The organism is Pseudoalteromonas sp. NZS127 (genome assembly GCF_015864805.1).
Classification (GTDB): domain Bacteria; phylum Pseudomonadota; class Gammaproteobacteria; order Enterobacterales; family Alteromonadaceae; genus Pseudoalteromonas; species Pseudoalteromonas nigrifaciens.
Window position 1 is genome coordinate 83037 of the sequence record NZ_JADYWN010000006.1, and the last position, 17874, is coordinate 100910.

15 protein-coding genes are annotated in these 17874 nt (G+C 39.9%); 2 read left to right on the forward strand and 13 right to left on the reverse strand.

The genetic code is table 11. The annotated features are described in order from the left end of the window. Positions 1–165: 165 nt before the first annotated feature. From mdoH to I6E78_RS07880, 13 genes are all read right to left on the reverse strand, one after another. Positions 166–2127, reverse strand: coding sequence for a glucans biosynthesis glucosyltransferase MdoH (mdoH, locus tag I6E78_RS07820; RefSeq protein WP_197182250.1), 1962 nt, complete (start codon positions 2125–2127; stop codon positions 166–168). Then, positions 2099–3706 (reverse strand): glucan biosynthesis protein G, encoded by a 1608-nt coding sequence (locus I6E78_RS07825; protein ID WP_182678397.1) that lies wholly within the window; start codon positions 3704–3706, stop codon positions 2099–2101. Before I6E78_RS07825 ends, mdoH begins: the two co-directional genes overlap by 29 nt. A gap of 383 nt (positions 3707–4089) precedes the next feature. Beyond that, positions 4090–5100 (reverse strand): porphobilinogen synthase, encoded by a 1011-nt coding sequence (gene hemB / locus I6E78_RS07830; protein WP_011329560.1) that lies wholly within the window; start codon positions 5098–5100, stop codon positions 4090–4092. A gap of 2 nt (positions 5101–5102) precedes the next feature. Beyond that, a complete protein-coding gene (locus I6E78_RS07835) occupies positions 5103–6968 on the reverse strand; it encodes a sensor domain-containing diguanylate cyclase (RefSeq protein ID WP_197182251.1) in 1866 nt (621 codons plus the stop codon). Beyond that, positions 6968–7753: a TatD family hydrolase gene (locus I6E78_RS07840; RefSeq protein WP_197182252.1), complete on the reverse strand. Its 786-nt coding sequence runs from the start codon at positions 7751–7753 to the stop codon at positions 6968–6970. The genes I6E78_RS07835 and I6E78_RS07840 overlap by 1 nt, the downstream gene beginning before the upstream one ends. Further along, on the reverse strand, positions 7753–8250 hold the full coding sequence (locus tag I6E78_RS07845) for a hypothetical protein (protein WP_011329557.1): 498 nt from the start codon (positions 8248–8250) through the stop codon (positions 7753–7755). Before I6E78_RS07845 ends, I6E78_RS07840 begins: the two co-directional genes overlap by 1 nt. A 1-nt stretch (position 8251) precedes the next feature. Beyond that, a complete protein-coding gene (gene tatC, locus I6E78_RS07850; RefSeq protein ID WP_011329556.1) occupies positions 8252–8992 on the reverse strand; it encodes a twin-arginine translocase subunit TatC in 741 nt (246 codons plus the stop codon). Between the two features lie 48 nt (positions 8993–9040). Then, on the reverse strand, positions 9041–9373 hold the full coding sequence (gene tatB, locus I6E78_RS07855; protein ID WP_058374404.1) for a Sec-independent protein translocase protein TatB: 333 nt from the start codon (positions 9371–9373) through the stop codon (positions 9041–9043). A gap of 5 nt (positions 9374–9378) precedes the next feature. Continuing rightward, complete coding sequence (gene tatA / locus I6E78_RS07860; RefSeq protein WP_197182253.1) at positions 9379–9627, reverse strand: Sec-independent protein translocase subunit TatA; 249 nt, start codon at positions 9625–9627, stop codon at positions 9379–9381. 80 nt (positions 9628–9707) lie between these two features. Beyond that, the gene (ubiB, locus tag I6E78_RS07865; protein ID WP_197182254.1) at positions 9708–11309 is read right to left on the reverse strand and encodes a ubiquinone biosynthesis regulatory protein kinase UbiB; all 1602 of its coding nucleotides are present in this window, start codon (positions 11307–11309) and stop codon (positions 9708–9710) included. A 9-nt stretch (positions 11310–11318) separates the two neighbouring features. Then, positions 11319–11996: a ubiquinone biosynthesis accessory factor UbiJ gene (locus tag I6E78_RS07870; RefSeq protein ID WP_197182255.1), complete on the reverse strand. Its 678-nt coding sequence runs from the start codon at positions 11994–11996 to the stop codon at positions 11319–11321. Between the two features lie 11 nt (positions 11997–12007). Continuing rightward, positions 12008–12763, reverse strand: coding sequence for a bifunctional demethylmenaquinone methyltransferase/2-methoxy-6-polyprenyl-1,4-benzoquinol methylase UbiE (ubiE, locus tag I6E78_RS07875; RefSeq protein ID WP_011329553.1), 756 nt, complete (start codon positions 12761–12763; stop codon positions 12008–12010). Positions 12764–12845: 82 nt separating this feature from the next. Further along, positions 12846–13829, reverse strand: a complete 984-nt coding sequence (locus I6E78_RS07880) for a GGDEF domain-containing protein (protein ID WP_197182285.1) — start codon at positions 13827–13829, stop codon at positions 12846–12848. Positions 13830–14183: 354 nt separating this feature from the next. Here I6E78_RS07880 and I6E78_RS07885 point away from each other — a divergent pair, with 354 nt between their 5' ends. Continuing rightward, a complete protein-coding gene (locus I6E78_RS07885; protein WP_086994415.1) occupies positions 14184–15965 on the forward strand; it encodes a DUF885 domain-containing protein in 1782 nt (593 codons plus the stop codon). 408 nt (positions 15966–16373) lie between these two features. Then, positions 16374–17855, forward strand: a complete 1482-nt coding sequence (locus I6E78_RS07890; RefSeq protein WP_182684156.1) for an FMN-binding glutamate synthase family protein — start codon at positions 16374–16376, stop codon at positions 17853–17855. Positions 17856–17874 lie beyond the last annotated feature (19 nt).

Sequence of the window (17874 nt, forward strand, 5' to 3'; positions counted from 1 at the left end):
GTATTACGATGATGCGCTATACACCATGATATTATTGTTGAGTGGTATACCTTTGCCTATAAACGCTACTAATTTAATACAATTAATAAAAAAGGTGTAAACAGCTAATTGCCGATAATAAAAAAGGAGCTATTTGTAGCTCCTTTTTTATTTTAAAGTGTGGCGCTAGCTAAGCTTTTTAATTAGCTTTTCTTTTAGCGCTTTCATCTTTGGCGAGCGTGACTTATTAAAGCTTTGTATTGGCATGGTAACCAAGTGCTCTTTTGGCAATGCGGGTATAGTTAAAGGGTATTGCCCTGCGGTGGGTACCGAAATCTCTTTAAGGTGCACTTTAAGTGCCTCTAGCATGGTATCGTTATCTACTTCACTAGGGCAGATAAATATACCTAGCTTTCTGAGTTTAACCCCCAGTTTTATACTGCTTGAATAACGCACTATAGGTGCAGCTAGTACTAAACCTAGTAATATAGGTGATAGCCACAAAAAAAATACCGGCGTGAAGTAATACGCTGTGCTACCCCAAGCAATAGCGACCAAAGTAGAAAATAACGTATAACTAAACGCTTCTTTCCATGGCACCATACGGCCTTCTCGTGGTTGAGCATCCCACTTAACTTTTTTGCCTAAAAACACACAAACAACAAAATAAGCATGAAACACCATCATTAATGGAGCCATGACAATAGCAAAAACTGTTTCTATAATTGCGCCTAACGTAAGCTTAATAGCACCACCGAAGCGGTTTTTTCTGTGCACCAAGGTTACGATTATACCCATTAGTTTTGGTAGCAATAAAATAACAATAGTAAGATAGAGCAGAGCATCAATTAAATCGGTTTTAGCTATTTGCCAAGTAGGGAACAATTGATAAGCGCGGTTAAAATAAACGTCGCTATTTAAAGCACGTGTTACGGCATCAACCGTACTTAACGCGAGCATAAGTAACCATATTAATGACGAAATATAAGCGGTAGCGCCAAGTAAAAAGTGAAATTTGCTCATCAGCTTTAACTTTGGTGACGGGAGTAATCCAATGTGTTGAATATTACCCTGTACCCAACGTCTGTCGCGCACGGCATAATCTAAAATATTACTTGGGACTTCTTCATAGCTGCCTTCAATATCTGCAAGTAGTAATACTTCCCAATTTGCACTGTGTAGTAATGATGCTTCTACAAAGTCATGGCTGAGTATTTCACCACCAAAAGGAGCATTGCCTTTAAGTGTGGGTAAACCACAGCAGTCAATAAATGCGCTTACTCTAATTATGGCATTATGGCCCCAGTAGTTTGCTTTATCGGTTTGCCAAAATGCCGATCCTGTTGCCAGCATAGGGCTATAAAGTACCGAAGCAAACTGTAAAAAACGACCAAAAAAGGTATCTTGGCGTACCGGAATAGGAATGGTTTGAATAAGTCCTACTTGCGGGTTGTTAATCATGCTTGCCGTTAGCTCTAGCATGCATTTACCTGTCATAACGCTGTCGGCATCAAGGACAATCATATGATCGTACTGGCTTCCCCAGCGCTCACAAAAGTCGGTTAAATTACCTACTTTACGGTGTTTATTATCTTCGCGGCGACGATAAAACAACTGCTTTGATGTCTCGCCTAGGCGCTCACACAAAGCATGCCAAGCACTTAGTTCATTTTTAGCTATTGTTGGATCTTGTGTATCACTGAGTAAATAAAAATCAAAGTTGGCTAATTCCCCAGTCTCTTTTAATGACTGTAAGCTCACTTCAAAGCCTGCAATAACACGGTGTGTATCTTCGTTATAAATAGGCATTACTATGGCAGTTTTTTGCTGAGAAAATGCCTGACTATCAAGCTTTATAGGTTTTATGCGCCTAAGGGTAAGCGGATCAATACGCAGTAACTGCAGTACAAACCCTATAGTACCACTACAAAATGCGGTAACAATCCATGCAAAGGTAATTGAAAATAATGCCAGCAAAGCATATTCAAGTGGTGTCATACCATTTGAGTTTAAAATTTCAAACATAATAGAGATGCCATACGCAGATATACCAATTGCGGCAATGGCAAATAACCAAATACGAAGTGCCTTAAAGGGCATAGATATTTTGGTGGTTTGTTTACTTGATGTCATTTGGATACCAAACATAACTCCATACCTCGCTAATTTCTTTATCATGCAGCTTTAACGATAAGCGCATGTCTACAGGTTTGCCATTTTGTGGAGCTATTTTAAAAGCAACTCGCCAGCCTAATGAATCAGGTAATTTTTGCACAGTTACATCTCTAACCTCACCCGTTGTTAATTGGATGTCGGCATTTAAATTTAACTTTTCTGAAAGCTTATTTATATCAGGCCCAGCAAAATCAACCGTAAATTGGCGATGGCTTTTAGGTGGCGGATTATCTTCACCCGGTAATGCCGCGCTACCAATGCGAGTGCGAACTGCGCGTGCCTTATCATGCTGAGTTAAGTAAGCATTAAAGGTGGTCATTTTATAGCTTAGCTTTAACGAATCGCCTGCTTTAAATGGTTTTTCAGGTACCCAGTAGCTCACTATGTTGTCGTTTGTTTCTGTATCTGTCGGTATTTCTACCAGCTCTACTCGACCATTTCCCCAGTCACCTTCAGGCTCTATCCACAGGCTAGGGCGGTTGTGATAATGCGCTTCAATATCAAAGTAATTATTAAATTCACGATCACGTTGCGCTAAGCCAAATCCCTTAGGGTTCTCGTATGAAAAAGAGGTTACGCTAAGTTGCGACGGATTATTAAGCGGACGCCAAATCCAGTTGTTATCCTGAGATTGGGTTAACAGTCCGTCTGAGTCATGCACTTCTGGGCGGTAATCGTCAAAAAACTTAGTGCTGTTTTCGCCGTGATAAAACATGCTTGTTAGTGGTGCTACGCCTAATTTTTTCACGTCTTTACGGGCAAAAATTTGCATATCTACTTTAACGCTGGTGTTGGTGGTAGGGTCAATACTAAACTTATAAGCGCCGGCAACCGATGGGCTATCAAGCAGTGCAAAAATGATAATGTTAGTTTGTTCTGGCTGTGGTTTTACTAGCCAAAACTCTTTAAACACAGGAAACTCCTCACCAGACGCTTCAGCAGTATCAATTGCTAACCCTCGCGCCGATAGGCCATACACTTGATTAGGCCCAACAACTCTAAAATAAGAAGCACCTTGAAACACCATTACTTCATCTTTGTACTCAGTGGTATTAATTGGGTAATGCAGCCTAAATCCAGCATGGCCTAATTGTTTATTGGCAATACTCTTGGCTATTTCATCTTTTAAAGGTGCTGCAGTACCATCGTACTGATAAAAGTCAGTACTAAACGGCAAACGGCTAAGTTTAGAATCGCTATCAACTGTATTAATTGTTACTGGTGTTTTATATAAAAAGCCGGGGTGAAACAACTGTAGCTCGTAAAGACCTTCATCTTTCCACATTGACTTGTCTTGTTTAAAACGAATAGAGCGATAATCTTGATATTCAATATTATTTAGCGCATCTAGCTCGATGTTTTTAGGGGCAATATACTCCTCACTCGCTAATTTTTGAGCGCGGGCGCTGATCACATCAAATAAACTGTCTTGCGGGATGGCAACGTCAAGCGTAGCGGAAAATGCTTGCTGAGCTGAAAAAACAAGAAACAAGCTAAGTAATGGTACTGAGGCTTTTTTCCATGTTGATATTAGGTGAATTGGTGCTTTCATTTTCGTTCCTTTATAAAAACATGACTTATTTTTACAGTTAAGATTAATATCGATTTATTAATTTGTTTCATTGGTACTTTTAATAATAAACGTATAAAAAGGCTCAAGTATGCTTTGTTGTTTACAGGCTAAATACGAGAGTGAGTAGATTTAGTACGGATAGTACACAAAGTTTACTGAAGCTTGTCTGAATTACATTTGTATATATTAGGTTTTAATTGGTACAAAATTAATCCCAATTAAATAAAGCAAAGAGGAGGGCTAATACTGGTTATATAGGTAGCAGTTTTTGTTGAGTTATAGCAGCGTAAAAATGATGTAGCACTATTTAAGTTTGTAATTAAAAATAAAGTAAGGCGGGCTTGTTGCCCGCCTTGTAAGGCTTACTTTTTAGCTAAGTATTGTGCAGCTTGCTTAGCAAAATAGGTAAGAATACCGTCGGCGCCAGCACGTTTAAATGCCAGTAGCGACTCCATAATAGTGGCCTCTTCAGCTAACCAGCCGTTATCAATTGCAGCTTTGTGCATGGCGTATTCCCCACTTACTTGATAAGCGAAGGTTGGCACGCCAAACTCATCTTTAACTCGGCGTACAACATCCAAATATGGCATGCCAGGTTTAACCATTACCATGTCGGCGCCTTCTTGCAAATCAAGCGCGACCTCGCGAATGGCTTCGTCAGAATTAGCTGGATCCATTTGATAGGTTTTTTTATCTGCACCCTTTAAGTTACCGGCAGAGCCTACCGCGTCTCTAAATGGGCCATAATAGCTTGAGGCGTATTTAGCTGAGTAAGCCATAATGCGAGTGTGAATGTAGCCATCGGCTTCAAGTGCCTCGCGAATAGCGGCAATTCTGCCATCCATCATGTCCGAAGGGGCAATAACGTCAGCACCTGCTCGGGCGTGCGACAGTGCTTGCTTAACTAGTATGTCAGTTGTGATGTCGTTAATTACATAGCCACTTTCATCAATAATGCCGTCTTGTCCGTGGGTGGTAAACGGGTCTAGCGCGGCATCAGTAATTACACCTAACTCAGGGAATGCTTCTTTTAATGCACGTACTGTACGTTGTGCTAAACCATCATCGCTATACGCTTCTTCAGCATGTAATGACTTTTTGTCGGCCGGTGTTACCGGGAAAATAGCAATGGCGGGCACACCGAGCTCAACCAGTTCTTTGGCTTCTATAAGCAGTAAGTCAATTGATAAGCGCTCGATACCGGGCATTGATTCAATTGCTTCACGACGGTTTTTACCTTCGAGTACAAATACCGGATAAATAAGATCATTAACGCTAAGCTGGTTTTCAGCCATAAGACGGCGTGAAAAATCATCGCGGCGCATTCTGCGCATGCGAGTATATGGGAAAAGATCTAGACCAGATTGGGCCATATTTATACGCTCCTACTTTGGGATTGTGGGATTGGAAAATTAATCACTTGGTTACGACCATGCTGCTTGGCAAAATACAGTGCTTTGTCGGCACGTTCGGTAAAAATTTCAGGATTATTTATATCTTCAGCAACGCTAGTATACACTCCCGCGCTGATTGTAAATGAAATAGTAGTGCCAGCCACATGCACATTATTAGTAGCAATAGCGTGGCGAATTTTTTCAGCAATGGCTATCGCGCCATCATTTTGGGTGTTGGGCAATAGCACCACAAATTCTTCGCCGCCGTAACGTGCTACTTCATCAAGCGGGCGTTGTAATTGCTTTTTAATAGTATCAGCAGCAGTACGAATAACCTGATCGCCAGTTAGGTGGCCATAGGTATCGTTTATTACCTTAAATTTGTCTATATCAAGCATAATAACACTTAATGGTGTTTGTTCGCGACGCGAGCGGCGCAACTCCATCACTAATTTTTTATCAAAAAAGCGTCGGTTTTTAATACCAGTTAAGGGATCTTCCATGTTTAGCTGTTCAAGCTCACGGTTTTTTTCTTCTAGTTCTCTTAGTGTTACTTGTAACTCAAAAGTACGCTCATCTACTTGTGTTTCGAGCTCTTGACGCACGCTTTCTTGTAAAGATAGCCGCTCATGTAATAAGGCATCTTGGGCAGCACTTTTGGCTATTAAGGTTTGTTGAGTAGTTACTTGTTCATCGCGCTGTAAAATAAAGAGTTTCATCACCGCATATCCAAGGGAGAAAGCGCAGCTAAGAGAGCAAATAAACACAAAAGCCACTCTACTGTTTGTAAATATATAAAGCCCTGAAACAGTAATAATAAAATAAACAATTGCGGCTAAAAAGCTGCATAAAGCTAGCAAAAGTGCTTTTTGGGGTTCTGATGGGTTTTGGCGAATACAAAGTAAGGTTGTTACAACATAGTAGCCTAAAACAATGGGAGTGGTAATAAGGCAAAATAAGGTGACAACAAGTGTGGGAAAAAGCCAAATAAACGCAATAAGCAGTGCATATATAGCTATTATAATTTTTTGCACTTTAAACCATGTAACGGTTTTAGGCTGGCATACCTGTTGCTGTAGAGGTAAAAAAAGTACCGTTATCAGCATCACCAACATGGGGATCATAAGTTGTACTGTGCCCGCAGAACGTGTGTGGATGAAACTAAAGCCACAAATAAAATATAATAAGATGCTGAGCATTAATGTTATAGCGCCCGTATAAGCAAAGTATTGCTTACGCGAAAAAGCATATAAAATAAGACAGCTAATCGCTAAAGAAAAAACAAAGCCAATTAATAATCCGTAAAGCAAATTAAGCTTACTTTTATATGTAAAGAGCGCATCTGCCTGCCATAAGGTTAAAGGCACGCGTAATCCTGAGCTATTGCTCACTTTAACGATAACAGTGGTATTACTGTGAGCAGGAAGCGTTAATTTTACCAGCAAAGGTTCGTTTTTTATTTGTTGTTGTGGCAGTAAAGGAGGGGCATTAATATTTATTGAGGAGGATCGTCGCTTATCGAGTAAGTGATATACCTGTACTTCATTTAATAGCGGATTATCGATAGAGAGTATTGGCGTTACGCGTGTATTGAGCGTGTTTTTAATTGTAAATTGGATCCAAACAGGGCGTTGTTCAACGCCTAAATTAAGAGGTTTGTTGGTTAACGTTTGCCACTGTTTAAGATCGCTCTGCTGGGCGGTTGTTATAGATGTAGGCGCAAAAGAATAATAAATAGAGTTTATTTTTTCAGATGTAAACTGCTCATCTATCTCTATCGTATTAGCGGCTGCTAAACCAGCAAAAAGGATAGTTAATAGACTTAATAACACCCCAATAACTTTCATTACTTAGCTTTTAAATCAAAAATATTATAAAAATTTAGAGTCGTTTGCTGCGCTATTGCCTCAGGAGTAAGGTTATATAATTGGGCAATTGTTTCGCACACATAAGTTAATAAGGCAGGTTCATTACGGCGAGATTTAGGCTTTGGGTTAACGGTGCGCGGAATCAAAAAAGGCGCATCAGTTTCTATTAGCAGTTTATTAAGAGGGATACTGGGGATTAATTGTTGTAGTTCTTTTCCACGGCGTTCATCGCAAACCCAGCCGGTAATGCCTATATAAAGCCCTAACGCTAAGTAGCTTTTTAATGCCTGAGCGTTACCTGTAAAGCAATGTAATACGCCGCGTACATTAAATTCTTTTAAAATACTGAGCATGTCTTCGCTGGCATCACGTTCATGCAAATATACAGGTAAGTTTAGCTGTTCAGCTAGGGCAAGCTGGCGTCTAAGTACACTTCGTTGTACATCGCGAGGCGAAAAATCACGGTTATAATCAAGGCCGCACTCCCCAATGGCTATAACTTGTTTATGGCTTGCAAGTTGAGTGAGTTGCGTCTCAAGCTCATCAGAAGCCGATTTAGCATCGTGAGGATGTACGCCTGCTGTAGAAAATTGCTGATGCGCTATAGCCAGCTCAAGCGACTGCTCACTGGCTGCTACATCGCAGCCTATAATCAGCATATGCTTTACTCCCGCAGCATTAGCGCGGGCAATAATATCTTGATGCTGTTTATCAAACTGATGGTTAGTTAAATTAACCCCAGCATCAATTAAGCTGTATGGCATTATTGAGTACGTTTAACGCGTATAGAGCGGTTTTGACCTTCTTTTTTTAATAAAAAAGAATTAAATACACCACGACTAATAACCACGTTGTCATCTTCTTTTAGCGTTATGCCGTCAGATCCAATTTGGCGCCATTGTTGGCCGTTTTCTAGAGTAATAATTAACTCACCATAAGCTGCTTCTTTAATGGCTGATACAGTTGAGCTAATAGAGCTGTCATTTTCTTTCGCAATATTTTTATGCTCTAAACCAAACTCTTCTGCTTGTGTTACCGCTACAGCAACAGGTGCGGTGGCTTCTGTATTTGTTGGTGAGAGTGTTTTATTTACAGTAGGCTTGCTCAGCGGTTTACCGGCAACCGTATTATCGTAACAAAGCAGGCGGTTAAAGTCGTTTTCAATAAAGCTACATGCTTGCAGTGCTTGCTCGTTAATAGCTGTGGCTGCAAAAGTCGGTGCGCTTAACAAAACTAATAGTGAGAGTAGTTTTTTGTTCATGTTATTCCTCAGATTCTTGTTGTGGTTTAGCGGTATAAAATTTAGCTAAAATTAGGCCTAGCTCAAACAAAATAAGCATAGGTAGCGCTAATAAAGTTTGTGACAATACATCGGGCGGTGTTAAAAACATCGCTACTACAAAAACACCCACTACAATATAGGGACGTTTTTCTTTTAAGCTTTGCGTTGTTGTAGCGCCGCTCCAGCACAGCAGCATAATGGCTACTGGAATTTCGAAAGCGACACCAAAGGCAAAAAATAGTTTTAGTACAAACCCTAAGTAGCTACTAATATCCGGTGCTAAGGTGAGCATTGCAGGACCCGCACTGGTAAAAAAGCCTAAAATAATTGGCAGTACTACAAAGTAGCAAAAGGCAATACCACCATAAAACAAAAAGATGCTTGAGGCGAGTATTGGCATTAACATGCGTTTTTCGTGCTTATACAATCCCGGAGCTATAAAACCCCAAACCTGGTGTAATATCCACGGAATAGAGGCAAATAATGCGACAAATAACGTTAGTTTAAAAGGGGCAAAAAATGGCGCTGTGACATCAGTTGCTATCATGGTTGCAGTGCTTGGCAAATGTGAAATTAATGGCGCTGCAACAAATGTATAAATGTCGTTTGCAAAATACACTATTGCAATAAAAATAACTAAAATGCTTAATAGTGATTTAATCAGCCGATCGCGTAATTCAATTAAATGCGCGACAAACCCCGATTTTACTTCCTCAGCCATTATTTTTTATACCATTTAGTAAGTTGACCACAAAGTGAGAAATTAATTTCACTTTGTATCATCAATATTTTGCTTATTAGAGGGATCGATTTGAGTTTTTTTATAACTGTGGGTCACAGACTGAGCGGCCTGTTGTAGTTCAGTTAGTGAACTTTGTAGTTCAGGACTTAAATCGGTTAAGTTTTGTTGCTCCGCTTTTTTAAGGTTTTCGTGTAATTCGTGCACACGCAACTCTTCGCTCACTTCAGCTTTCACTGAGTTAGCAAGCGACTTTGCAGTTTTTATCCAGCGGCTTACCGTTCTAATTGCTACAGGTAAACGCTCTGGACCAAGCACCACTAAACCAACAATTAAAACAACAATTAGCTCCCACATCCCCATGCTAATTAAACCTTGTTATTGTCTTTATTTTTTTCAGTATCGGCAGAATCAAGCGGTGCACTTTCTTCTGATTTTTGAATCTGCTCTGGCTTTTCTTTATCTGTATTTTGTTCGTCAGACATTGCTTTTTTAAAGCCTTTAACTGCTCCACCTAAATCACCACCAATACCGCGTAATTTTTTAGTGCCAAACAAAAGTACAATAATTGCTAATACAATCAATAACTGCCAAAGACTAATACCGCCAAATCCCATGTTTATCTCCCGTTTTCATAATTATAAAGTGTATATTTTAAATACTAATTATACGCCTAAAAATGTAAATAGCACTTAGTTTATGTGCTACGCCATGCTGCTATAAAACCAATAATAGCGCTACTTATAGCGATACTTGCAGCAATTAAATCGTGCTGTAAATAAAATAATGCAGCAATAACCATAGCCGCACTGCTAAACAAACCTAAAACCAAAGGTTTATGAGATCTCTTCGGAGCCTGTACTTGAATTTGTGATGGGCGTTTTAAGCTTTGATAAATTAGATCGGGCAGCTCTGGCATTTTTTCGGCCCAAAAGGGTAATTGTGCATACATTTGCTTTATAACCGATAACGGACCAACTTGTTGCTTAACCCAGTCTTCTAAAAAGGGCTTAGCGGTTTTCCATAAATCTAATTGTGGATAAAGCTGGCGGCCTAAACCTTCAACATACAGTAAGGTTTTTTGCAGTAATACCAATTGTGGTTGTACCTGCATATTAAAGCGCCTTGCAGTATTAAATAAATTAACCAATACATGACCAAACGAAATTTCAGCTAAAGGCTTATTAAATATAGGTTCGCAGACAGTGCGAATAGCAAATTCAAACTCTTCAATACTGGTGTCGGGCGGTACCCAACCCGAGTCCACATGCAACTGCGCAACTTGGCGATAATCACGATTAAAAAAGGCTATAAAGTTTTCCGCTAAATAGCGTTTATCTTCTTTGTTTAAGGTGCCTACAATACCGCAATCTATACCAATATATTTAGGGTTTTCGGGGTGCTCACGAGAAACAAAAATATTACCTGGGTGCATGTCAGCATGAAAAAAGCTGTCTCTGAACACTTGGGTAAAAAACACTTCAACGCCACGCTCAGCCAGTAGTTTCATATTGGTGTTTTGCGCTAATAAAGCATCAGTATCTGATACCGCAATACCATAAATACGCTCCATTACTAATATATTATGGCGGCTGTAATCGCTATAAACGGTAGGGATGTAAAGCGAATCTGAGTCTTCAAAGTTACGTTTAAGTTGAATGCCGTTTGCACCTTCGCGCATTAAATCAAGTTCATCAAGTAGAGTCTTTTTGTACTCTTTTACTACTTCCACAGGACGCAGACGTTTTGACTCGTGGTGTACTTTTGCTAACACCTTAGCGAGCTTTTCCATTAAGGCTAAGTCGGCGTTAATTTGTTGATTAATGTTAGGGCGGATTACTTTAATAACTACATCTTGCTCTATACCATTTGTGTCAACTAACGTTGCGGTATGTACTTGTGCTATTGATGCCGACGCCAGTGGTGTTTGTGAAAACTCACTAAAACGCTCGCTTATGTCATTAATTTCGAGAGCTTTTTCTATTATTTTTTGTGCAAGTTCGCCGGGAAAAGGTTCAACCTGATCTTGCAAAAATGCCAGCTCTAATGCAATTTCGTGCGGCAGTAAGTCACGACGCGTAGAAAGCATTTGGCCAAACTTAACCCATACTGGGCCAAGCTGTTGTAGGGCTAAACGTAATCGCAGCCCTGCGGGCTTATCTTTATGCTGATTACGCAGCCAAAATAAACTACCTCGGGCTATTTTCGCAAACCAAGGGATTTTATGTTTTGGTACTAACTCATCTAATCCGTAGCTAAGCAGTGTTTTAGTGATGTAATACAGTCGTGCAGTTGACACAAAAAATCCTTAGCGGGTAGTCAAAGTGGTTAGTAAGGCATTAATACGTTGTTCTATAGCAGCAACTTGGCCTTTAAGCTCACGGTTTTGTTGTTTAAATTGTTTAAGCTCTAACGGATGAATGGTAATTGCCAATTCATCTTGGCATAAGCTTGTTAGGGTGCGGCTTAACTGCGCTTTTGCTTTATTGCCGTGTTGCTGGAGCGTTTTGAAGTGTAAATATAATTGCTGTGCGGGAGCATCACCAAGGTGCGATGAAAGCTGCTCAGGCCAATCTATATCTAGTGTTGAAAATGCATTGCTATAGGTTTGAGCTATGTTTAAATCGCCTTGTAAATCAAGTTTGTCTTGGCGAATTAGCTGGGTAAGCATGGCTGGGTTTTTTAGCGCAAGCAGGGTGTTAAGGTCGGCGCTAATCATGCAATCTGCGTCTGTATCACTGGTTGCGCTATATAAATGAAGTTGCTTGTCGCTAAACACTAGCAGCAGCTTTAGCTGAGAGCCCCTAACATCAACGACTAAGCGCTGATGCTTAACTGCTGCCAACTTTCCCGATAGGCTTGTATCGAGTTTAAGTGCTTGATTAAGTATTCGCTCCACGAGCGAAAGTACTAAGTTGGGTAACATAAAAAAATCAGTTGAGGGAGCCTCAGTAGAATTTTTTTCGGTTGCTTGCTCAAGCGCCATAATTATTTACCTTAGTACTTAAAGCCACGATGCAGCGCAACAATACCACCGGTTAAGTTTTGATAAGTGGTTTGCTCAAAGCCTGCATCAGACATCATGCTTTTAAGCGTGTCTTGATCTGGATGCATACGAATCGACTCAGCTAAATACTTGTACGATTCGCTGTCGTTTGCCACTAACTTACCCATAGTTGGTAATAAGTTAAATGAATAAAAGTCGTATGCTTTACTGAGTATTTCATGCTCTGGCTTTGAAAACTCTAATACCAGTAAGCGCCCGCCTGGTTTTAAAATGCGGTACATTGAACGTAATGCTTTGTCTTTGTCGGTTACATTACGTAAACCAAATGCAATAGTGATCAGATCAAAGCTATTATCTGGGAATGGTAAGGCTTCAGCGTTCATTTGCACGTAGTCAATATTGCCAACTAAGCCTAAATTATGGAGTTTTTCACGGCCCACTTTTAACATAGACGAGTTAATATCACCGAGTATAACCTGACCGGTTTCTCCGACTAGTTGGCTAAATTTTGCAGTTAAATCGCCCGTACCACCGGCTAAATCTAAAACATGGTGGCCTTTACGAACGCCAGAGCTGGCTATTGTTTGACGTTTCCATAAACGATGTACCCCAAAAGACATTAAGTCATTCATTACGTCATATTTTGCCGCAACTGAATGAAATACGTCTGCAACCATTGAGGCTTTATCGTTTTCGGCTACCGTTTTATAGCCAAAATGCGTGGTCTTTTGTGGTGTTTCGCTCATCATTAATCTCTATCGTGGTAATAAAGACTAGTGTACTTGATTGTGCCCTGAAGGTGCAATTTGAATATGATTTATCAGCTAATTAATGCTCCGCAGTAAAGCTATTTTGCCCTAAAGAGCGTGCTTTAAATGCCGCATTAGAAGCACTTTTAGTTAATTGCTCAAAGTCAGCTTGTTGTTGCTGCGCAATCCCCAAAGAGAGCTTAATTGCAGGTAATGCCAGCGCGTTTTTTGAGCTGATAAAGCGCAGCTTTGCAACACCAGCGCGTACTTTTTCTGCAATTAAATTGGTTGTTTCACAATCTACGTCGGTAAGTAGTACAGTAAATTGATCTTTTGCAGTACGCCCCGCTAGGCCGCTTTGAAACACATATTTTTGTACTTGTTTAGCCACTTTGCTTAAAATTGCTTCTGCGATTACATCGCCAAAGTTATCAATAAAGTGATCTAAATTGTCTATTTGAATAGCAATAGCACAAACCGGTTTATGTTGATTTGCCCATATTTGCACTTGCTTGGTTAAATAATGGCGTTTATACAAGCCAGTTTGACTATCAATAATATGTTGTTTACGCAGGGTGTTAAGCTGCTTTTTAGTTTTTTCGTGGAGTTGTTTAGCATTACTTAATTGTTGTTTAAACTGTTTGTGTTGCGTTAACAGTGTTGCTGTTTGCTGATCTAGCCTTGTAAGTGCGATCCGGCTATTTTTAATGTTATTTTCATCAAGCGAATGCATACACTCGCTAATATGGCCGGCAAAATTAATAAATTGTTTTTCAGTGTGTTGTGCGCTTTTAGACAGCGAGTTAATTACCCCATTAACATTCTCTATCATCGACACTTCAGTGGCATGGCCTTGATTTAAATGCTCAAAATAGAGTTGCTCGGTAAATAAACTGTCAATAAGAGTGTTACTTGCAATAGCGCGCTCAATGGCGCTATTAAGGTCGTTGTTTACTTGGCTAATATAAGTATAAACAACCTGATAATTAAGTGGTGTAGGTGGCAAAGCATGGCGCTCTAAAAATACACACACTTTTGTCATTTTATCTTGTGCTACAGTCATAGAGTCATGGAACATCATTTGCAAATACCAACTAAATACATATGCGTATTAATTTATAAACTCATCCAATGAAGCGTTTCGCATCCAAGCACTTGTACCATAATCATTATATCGGTTATTTAAAAGTAAAAACGACAGTTAGTTATCTAAATTGTAACTTTAGCAACATAATGGCTGCTTTTATCATCAATTACTTTTTGTTTCATTCAAAAGCATGTTTTATTACTGGTTATTAAATACCAACCTACTTATATCAGTCGTATTAGTTTTTGCGTGCTTGGTCGTATTTATCTTGCTATTTATTTAGCCTGCGATAGGTTTACAAAATCTATTTAATTGTGAAGCTATATAATAATGAATCAACTTTTATCTCGACCATTACGCCACTCGCTACTGGGAATTACTTTTTTATGCACCTTAAGTGCATGCCAAACAACCTCACTTAATGCCGATAAGCAATTTACTCAAGTTGCCGAAAACATTGTGCAAAATAGACAAGATGCTAGCCCCTACAGTAATAATCCTCAGGGTGTAGATGGCTACTTACTACCTAACTTAACTGCCGAGTATTTAGCGCAAGAATATAAAAAAAATACCCAGCTACTTGCCGATTTAGATACGGTAAACATTGATAAGTTAAGTGATGAAAATCGGATTAACTTTAGTATTTTGCGTGCTCAAGTGCAAAATAGCGTGGATGAGTATGTATTTAATGCCCACTATATGCCGCTTACATCTGAATATGGGTTTCATTCAAGCTTGTCGTTTATGGTTAAAAGTTCACAATATAAAACGTTACAAGATTATAAAAATTATTTAGCGCGATTAGCTCAGGTACCACGCTTTTTTGAGCAAAATATTTATTGGATGAAACAAGGTTTAGCTATAGGGTTAACGCAGCCTAAAGCTGTACTTAAAGGTTATGAAGATTCAATTAGTGTTTATATTGTTGATGATGTAACACAATCTGAATTTTATCAGCCATTTTTAACGAATACTGCAGGCTTAAGTAGCAGCGAATTTTATGAGCTGCAACTCCAAGCTAAAACAATAATTAAAGAACAAGTAATAGCAGCATATAAAGATTATCTCACCTTTTTTACTGAAGAGTATCAAGCAGGTGCTCGAGACAGTATTGGTATTTCGGCAACGCCTAATGGGGCTGCTTTTTATGCTAATCGCGCCAAGCATTACACCACTACAGATATGACCCCAAAAGAAATTCATGAGTTGGGCCTAAAAGAAGTGGCACGTATTCGTAGCGAAATGGAAGAGGTAATAAAAGAAGTTGGTTTTAAAGGCACGTTCGCTGAATTTATCCACTTTTTACGTACTGATCCGCAGTTCTACGCAACTACTCCAGAGCAGTTACTAAAAGAAGCTGCTTATATTGCTAAAAAAATGGATGCGCAACTGCCTAGATTATTTCATACCTTGCCGCGCAAACCTTATGGCGTAGTGGCTGTTCCCGCCAATATTGCTCCTAAATATACTACAGGGCGTTACTCGGGTTCGAACCGCGACGATCAAGCTGGTTATTACTGGGTAAACACTTATGCGCTAGATAAGCGACCTCTTTACGCGCTAGAGGCGTTAACGCTGCATGAAGCTGTACCAGGGCACCATTTACAAATATCACTTAATGCTGAGCTAGAAAATTTGCCGAGTTATCGTCGTGATGCTTATTTATCAGCATTTGGCGAGGGGTGGGGGCTTTATTCTGAGTACTTAGGAATAGAAGCTGGGTTTTATCAAGATCCATATAGCCGTTTCGGACGTTTAACCTATGAAATGTGGCGCGCTGCACGTTTAGTTGTTGATACGGGAATGCATATGTATGGCTGGAGCCGTGAACGCGCGATGAACTTTATGGGCGATAACACTGCTTTGTCGTTGCACAACGTTAAAACTGAAACAGATCGTTATATTTCATGGCCTGCGCAGGCGTTATCGTATAAAATTGGAGAATTAACTATTAAGCGCTTACGTAAAGAAGCGGAGCAGGCCCTTGGCCAAAAATTTGATGTGCGAGAGTTCCATCATCAAGTGCTACGCCATGGTTCAGTACCGTTATCTGTACTTGAGCAGCAAATTCGTTTGTATATTAAAAACGAACTAGCTAAACAGGATATTTAATTAATCCGCATCAATCGTAATGGCTTATATTAGGGTCTGTTTATCTTTCAAGGTTAAATTTGCAGCAGTGTGTTTGGTATTTAGGCAAGGCAGAGCCTATGTGGTGTGGTTACTCCCCATAAATAGGCGATAACGTAGCATCAATGCCAAACATGCGCTGCCCGAAGGGTTCTGCCTAGGGGCGATTGACTCTTTGTGGCTCGGTTTTTACTTAGCCCACTAGGTTACAAACCTCGCGCCGTGATTAAATCGCCCCTAGTTTGAACAAATTTCAATCCGCAAAGGTCAACAGACCCTAGGGTTATAAATTAATAAAATGCGCATATCATCTATAATAAGTGATATGCGCATTTGTCTATTGAAGCCATTTTCATTTATTGGCGAAAAAGTACTGCAGAGGGGTTTTGAGTGAACAATTTTATAGTTCTAAGTATTAATGTATTTGCGAGCCTTTTTATTGTTGTATTAGGGTTTATAGTTTTATCGGTTATTATTTTTTATTTTAGAGATATAACCCAAACAAAGCATGCAATTAGGCGCAACTATCCGGTAATTGGTCGGTTTCGATATTTTTTTGAGCGCCAAGGAGAATTTTTCCGCCAGTACTTTTTCGCACTTGATAGAGAAGAAATGCCGTTTAATCGTGCTGAACGTAGTTGGGTATATCGCGCTGCAAAAGATGTTGATCATACTGCTGCGTTTGGCTCGACTCAAAGCCTTGAAGTAACCGGTACAGTGATGTTTATGAACTGTGCATTTCCTACTTTAGATGAAGAAGCGCTCGATCCTAGTAATGTGACTTTAGGCCCTTACTGTAAAACACCTTACACCACTAATTCAATATTTAATATTTCAGGTATGAGTTTTGGTGCTTTGTCAAAACCTGCAGTACGTGCTTTATCTAAAGGAGCTAAGCTTGCTGGCTGTTGGTATAATACCGGTGAAGGCGGTTTAAGCCCGTATCATTTAGAAGGCGGGGGAGATATTGTATTTCAAATTGGTACTGCTAAATACGGTGTGCGCGACGATAATGGCAATTTAAGCACTGCTAAATTAAAAGAAATAGCAGCTCACGAACAAGTAAAAATGTTTGAAATAAAGCTAAGCCAAGGCGCTAAACCAGGTAAAGGCGGTATGTTACCAGGGCGAAAAGTTAACGCTGAAATTGCAAAAATACGCGGTATTCCCGAAGGGCAAGATTCAATTAGCCCTAATGGCCATCTTGAAATTAAAAAGCCGTCAGATATTCTTGATATGTTGGCAACCGTACGTAACGCAACCGGTAAACCAACCGGCTTTAAAGCGGTAATTGGTGAGTATACTTGGTTAGAAACTCTTTTCGCTGAAATAAATCATCGCGGTGTTGAGTCAGCGCCCGACTTTATTACTATTGATAGTGCAGACGGTGGCACAGGCGCCGCACCACAGTCATTATTAGATTCAGTGGGCTTACCACTGCGAGAAAGCTTGCCATTAGTAATTAACTTGTTAGAAAAACATGGGCTCAGAGAGCGAGTAAAGGTTATTGCCTCAGGTAAGTTAATCGTACCCTCTAAAGTTGCATGGGCATTAGCACTGGGGGCTGATTTTGTTGTATCTGCTCGCGGCCATATGTTTGCACTAGGGTGTATTCAAGCAATGCAATGTAATAAAGACACTTGCCCTACAGGGATCACCACGCACGACAAGCGCCTGCAACGTGGCTTAAATGTGGCAGACAAAGCACAGCGTGTGGCAAACTATAATAAGTATGTGCACTATGGAGCGGGCTTAATCGCGCACTCGTGCGGCGTATCTAGTGCGCGAGAGTTAAAACGTGAACATGTGCGTATAGTTCAAGAAAGTGGTCTTTCAGAGCCATTAGATAAAATTTACGAAAATTATAAATAACACAGTGAGCATTAAATAT

Coding starts and splice junctions, on each gene's coding strand:
- mdoH (WP_197182250.1), bottom strand. CDS start 2,127: ATGTTTGGTATCCAAATGACATCAAGTAAACAAACCACCAAAATATCT.
- I6E78_RS07880 (WP_197182285.1), bottom strand. CDS start 13,829: ATGACTGTAGCACAAGATAAAATGACAAAAGTGTGTGTATTTTTAGAG.
- tatB (WP_058374404.1), bottom strand. CDS start 9,373: ATGGGGATGTGGGAGCTAATTGTTGTTTTAATTGTTGGTTTAGTGGTG.
- I6E78_RS07845 (WP_011329557.1), bottom strand. CDS start 8,250: ATGAACAAAAAACTACTCTCACTATTAGTTTTGTTAAGCGCACCGACT.
- ubiE (WP_011329553.1), bottom strand. CDS start 12,763: ATGAGCGAAACACCACAAAAGACCACGCATTTTGGCTATAAAACGGTA.
- I6E78_RS07885 (WP_086994415.1), top strand. CDS start 14,184: ATGAATCAACTTTTATCTCGACCATTACGCCACTCGCTACTGGGAATT.
- I6E78_RS07835 (WP_197182251.1), bottom strand. CDS start 6,968: ATGAAAGTTATTGGGGTGTTATTAAGTCTATTAACTATCCTTTTTGCT.
- hemB (WP_011329560.1), bottom strand. CDS start 5,100: ATGGCCCAATCTGGTCTAGATCTTTTCCCATATACTCGCATGCGCAGA.
- I6E78_RS07825 (WP_182678397.1), bottom strand. CDS start 3,706: ATGAAAGCACCAATTCACCTAATATCAACATGGAAAAAAGCCTCAGTA.
- tatA (WP_197182253.1), bottom strand. CDS start 9,627: ATGGGATTTGGCGGTATTAGTCTTTGGCAGTTATTGATTGTATTAGCA.
- tatC (WP_011329556.1), bottom strand. CDS start 8,992: ATGGCTGAGGAAGTAAAATCGGGGTTTGTCGCGCATTTAATTGAATTA.
- I6E78_RS07870 (WP_197182255.1), bottom strand. CDS start 11,996: ATGGCGCTTGAGCAAGCAACCGAAAAAAATTCTACTGAGGCTCCCTCA.
- I6E78_RS07840 (WP_197182252.1), bottom strand. CDS start 7,753: ATGCCATACAGCTTAATTGATGCTGGGGTTAATTTAACTAACCATCAG.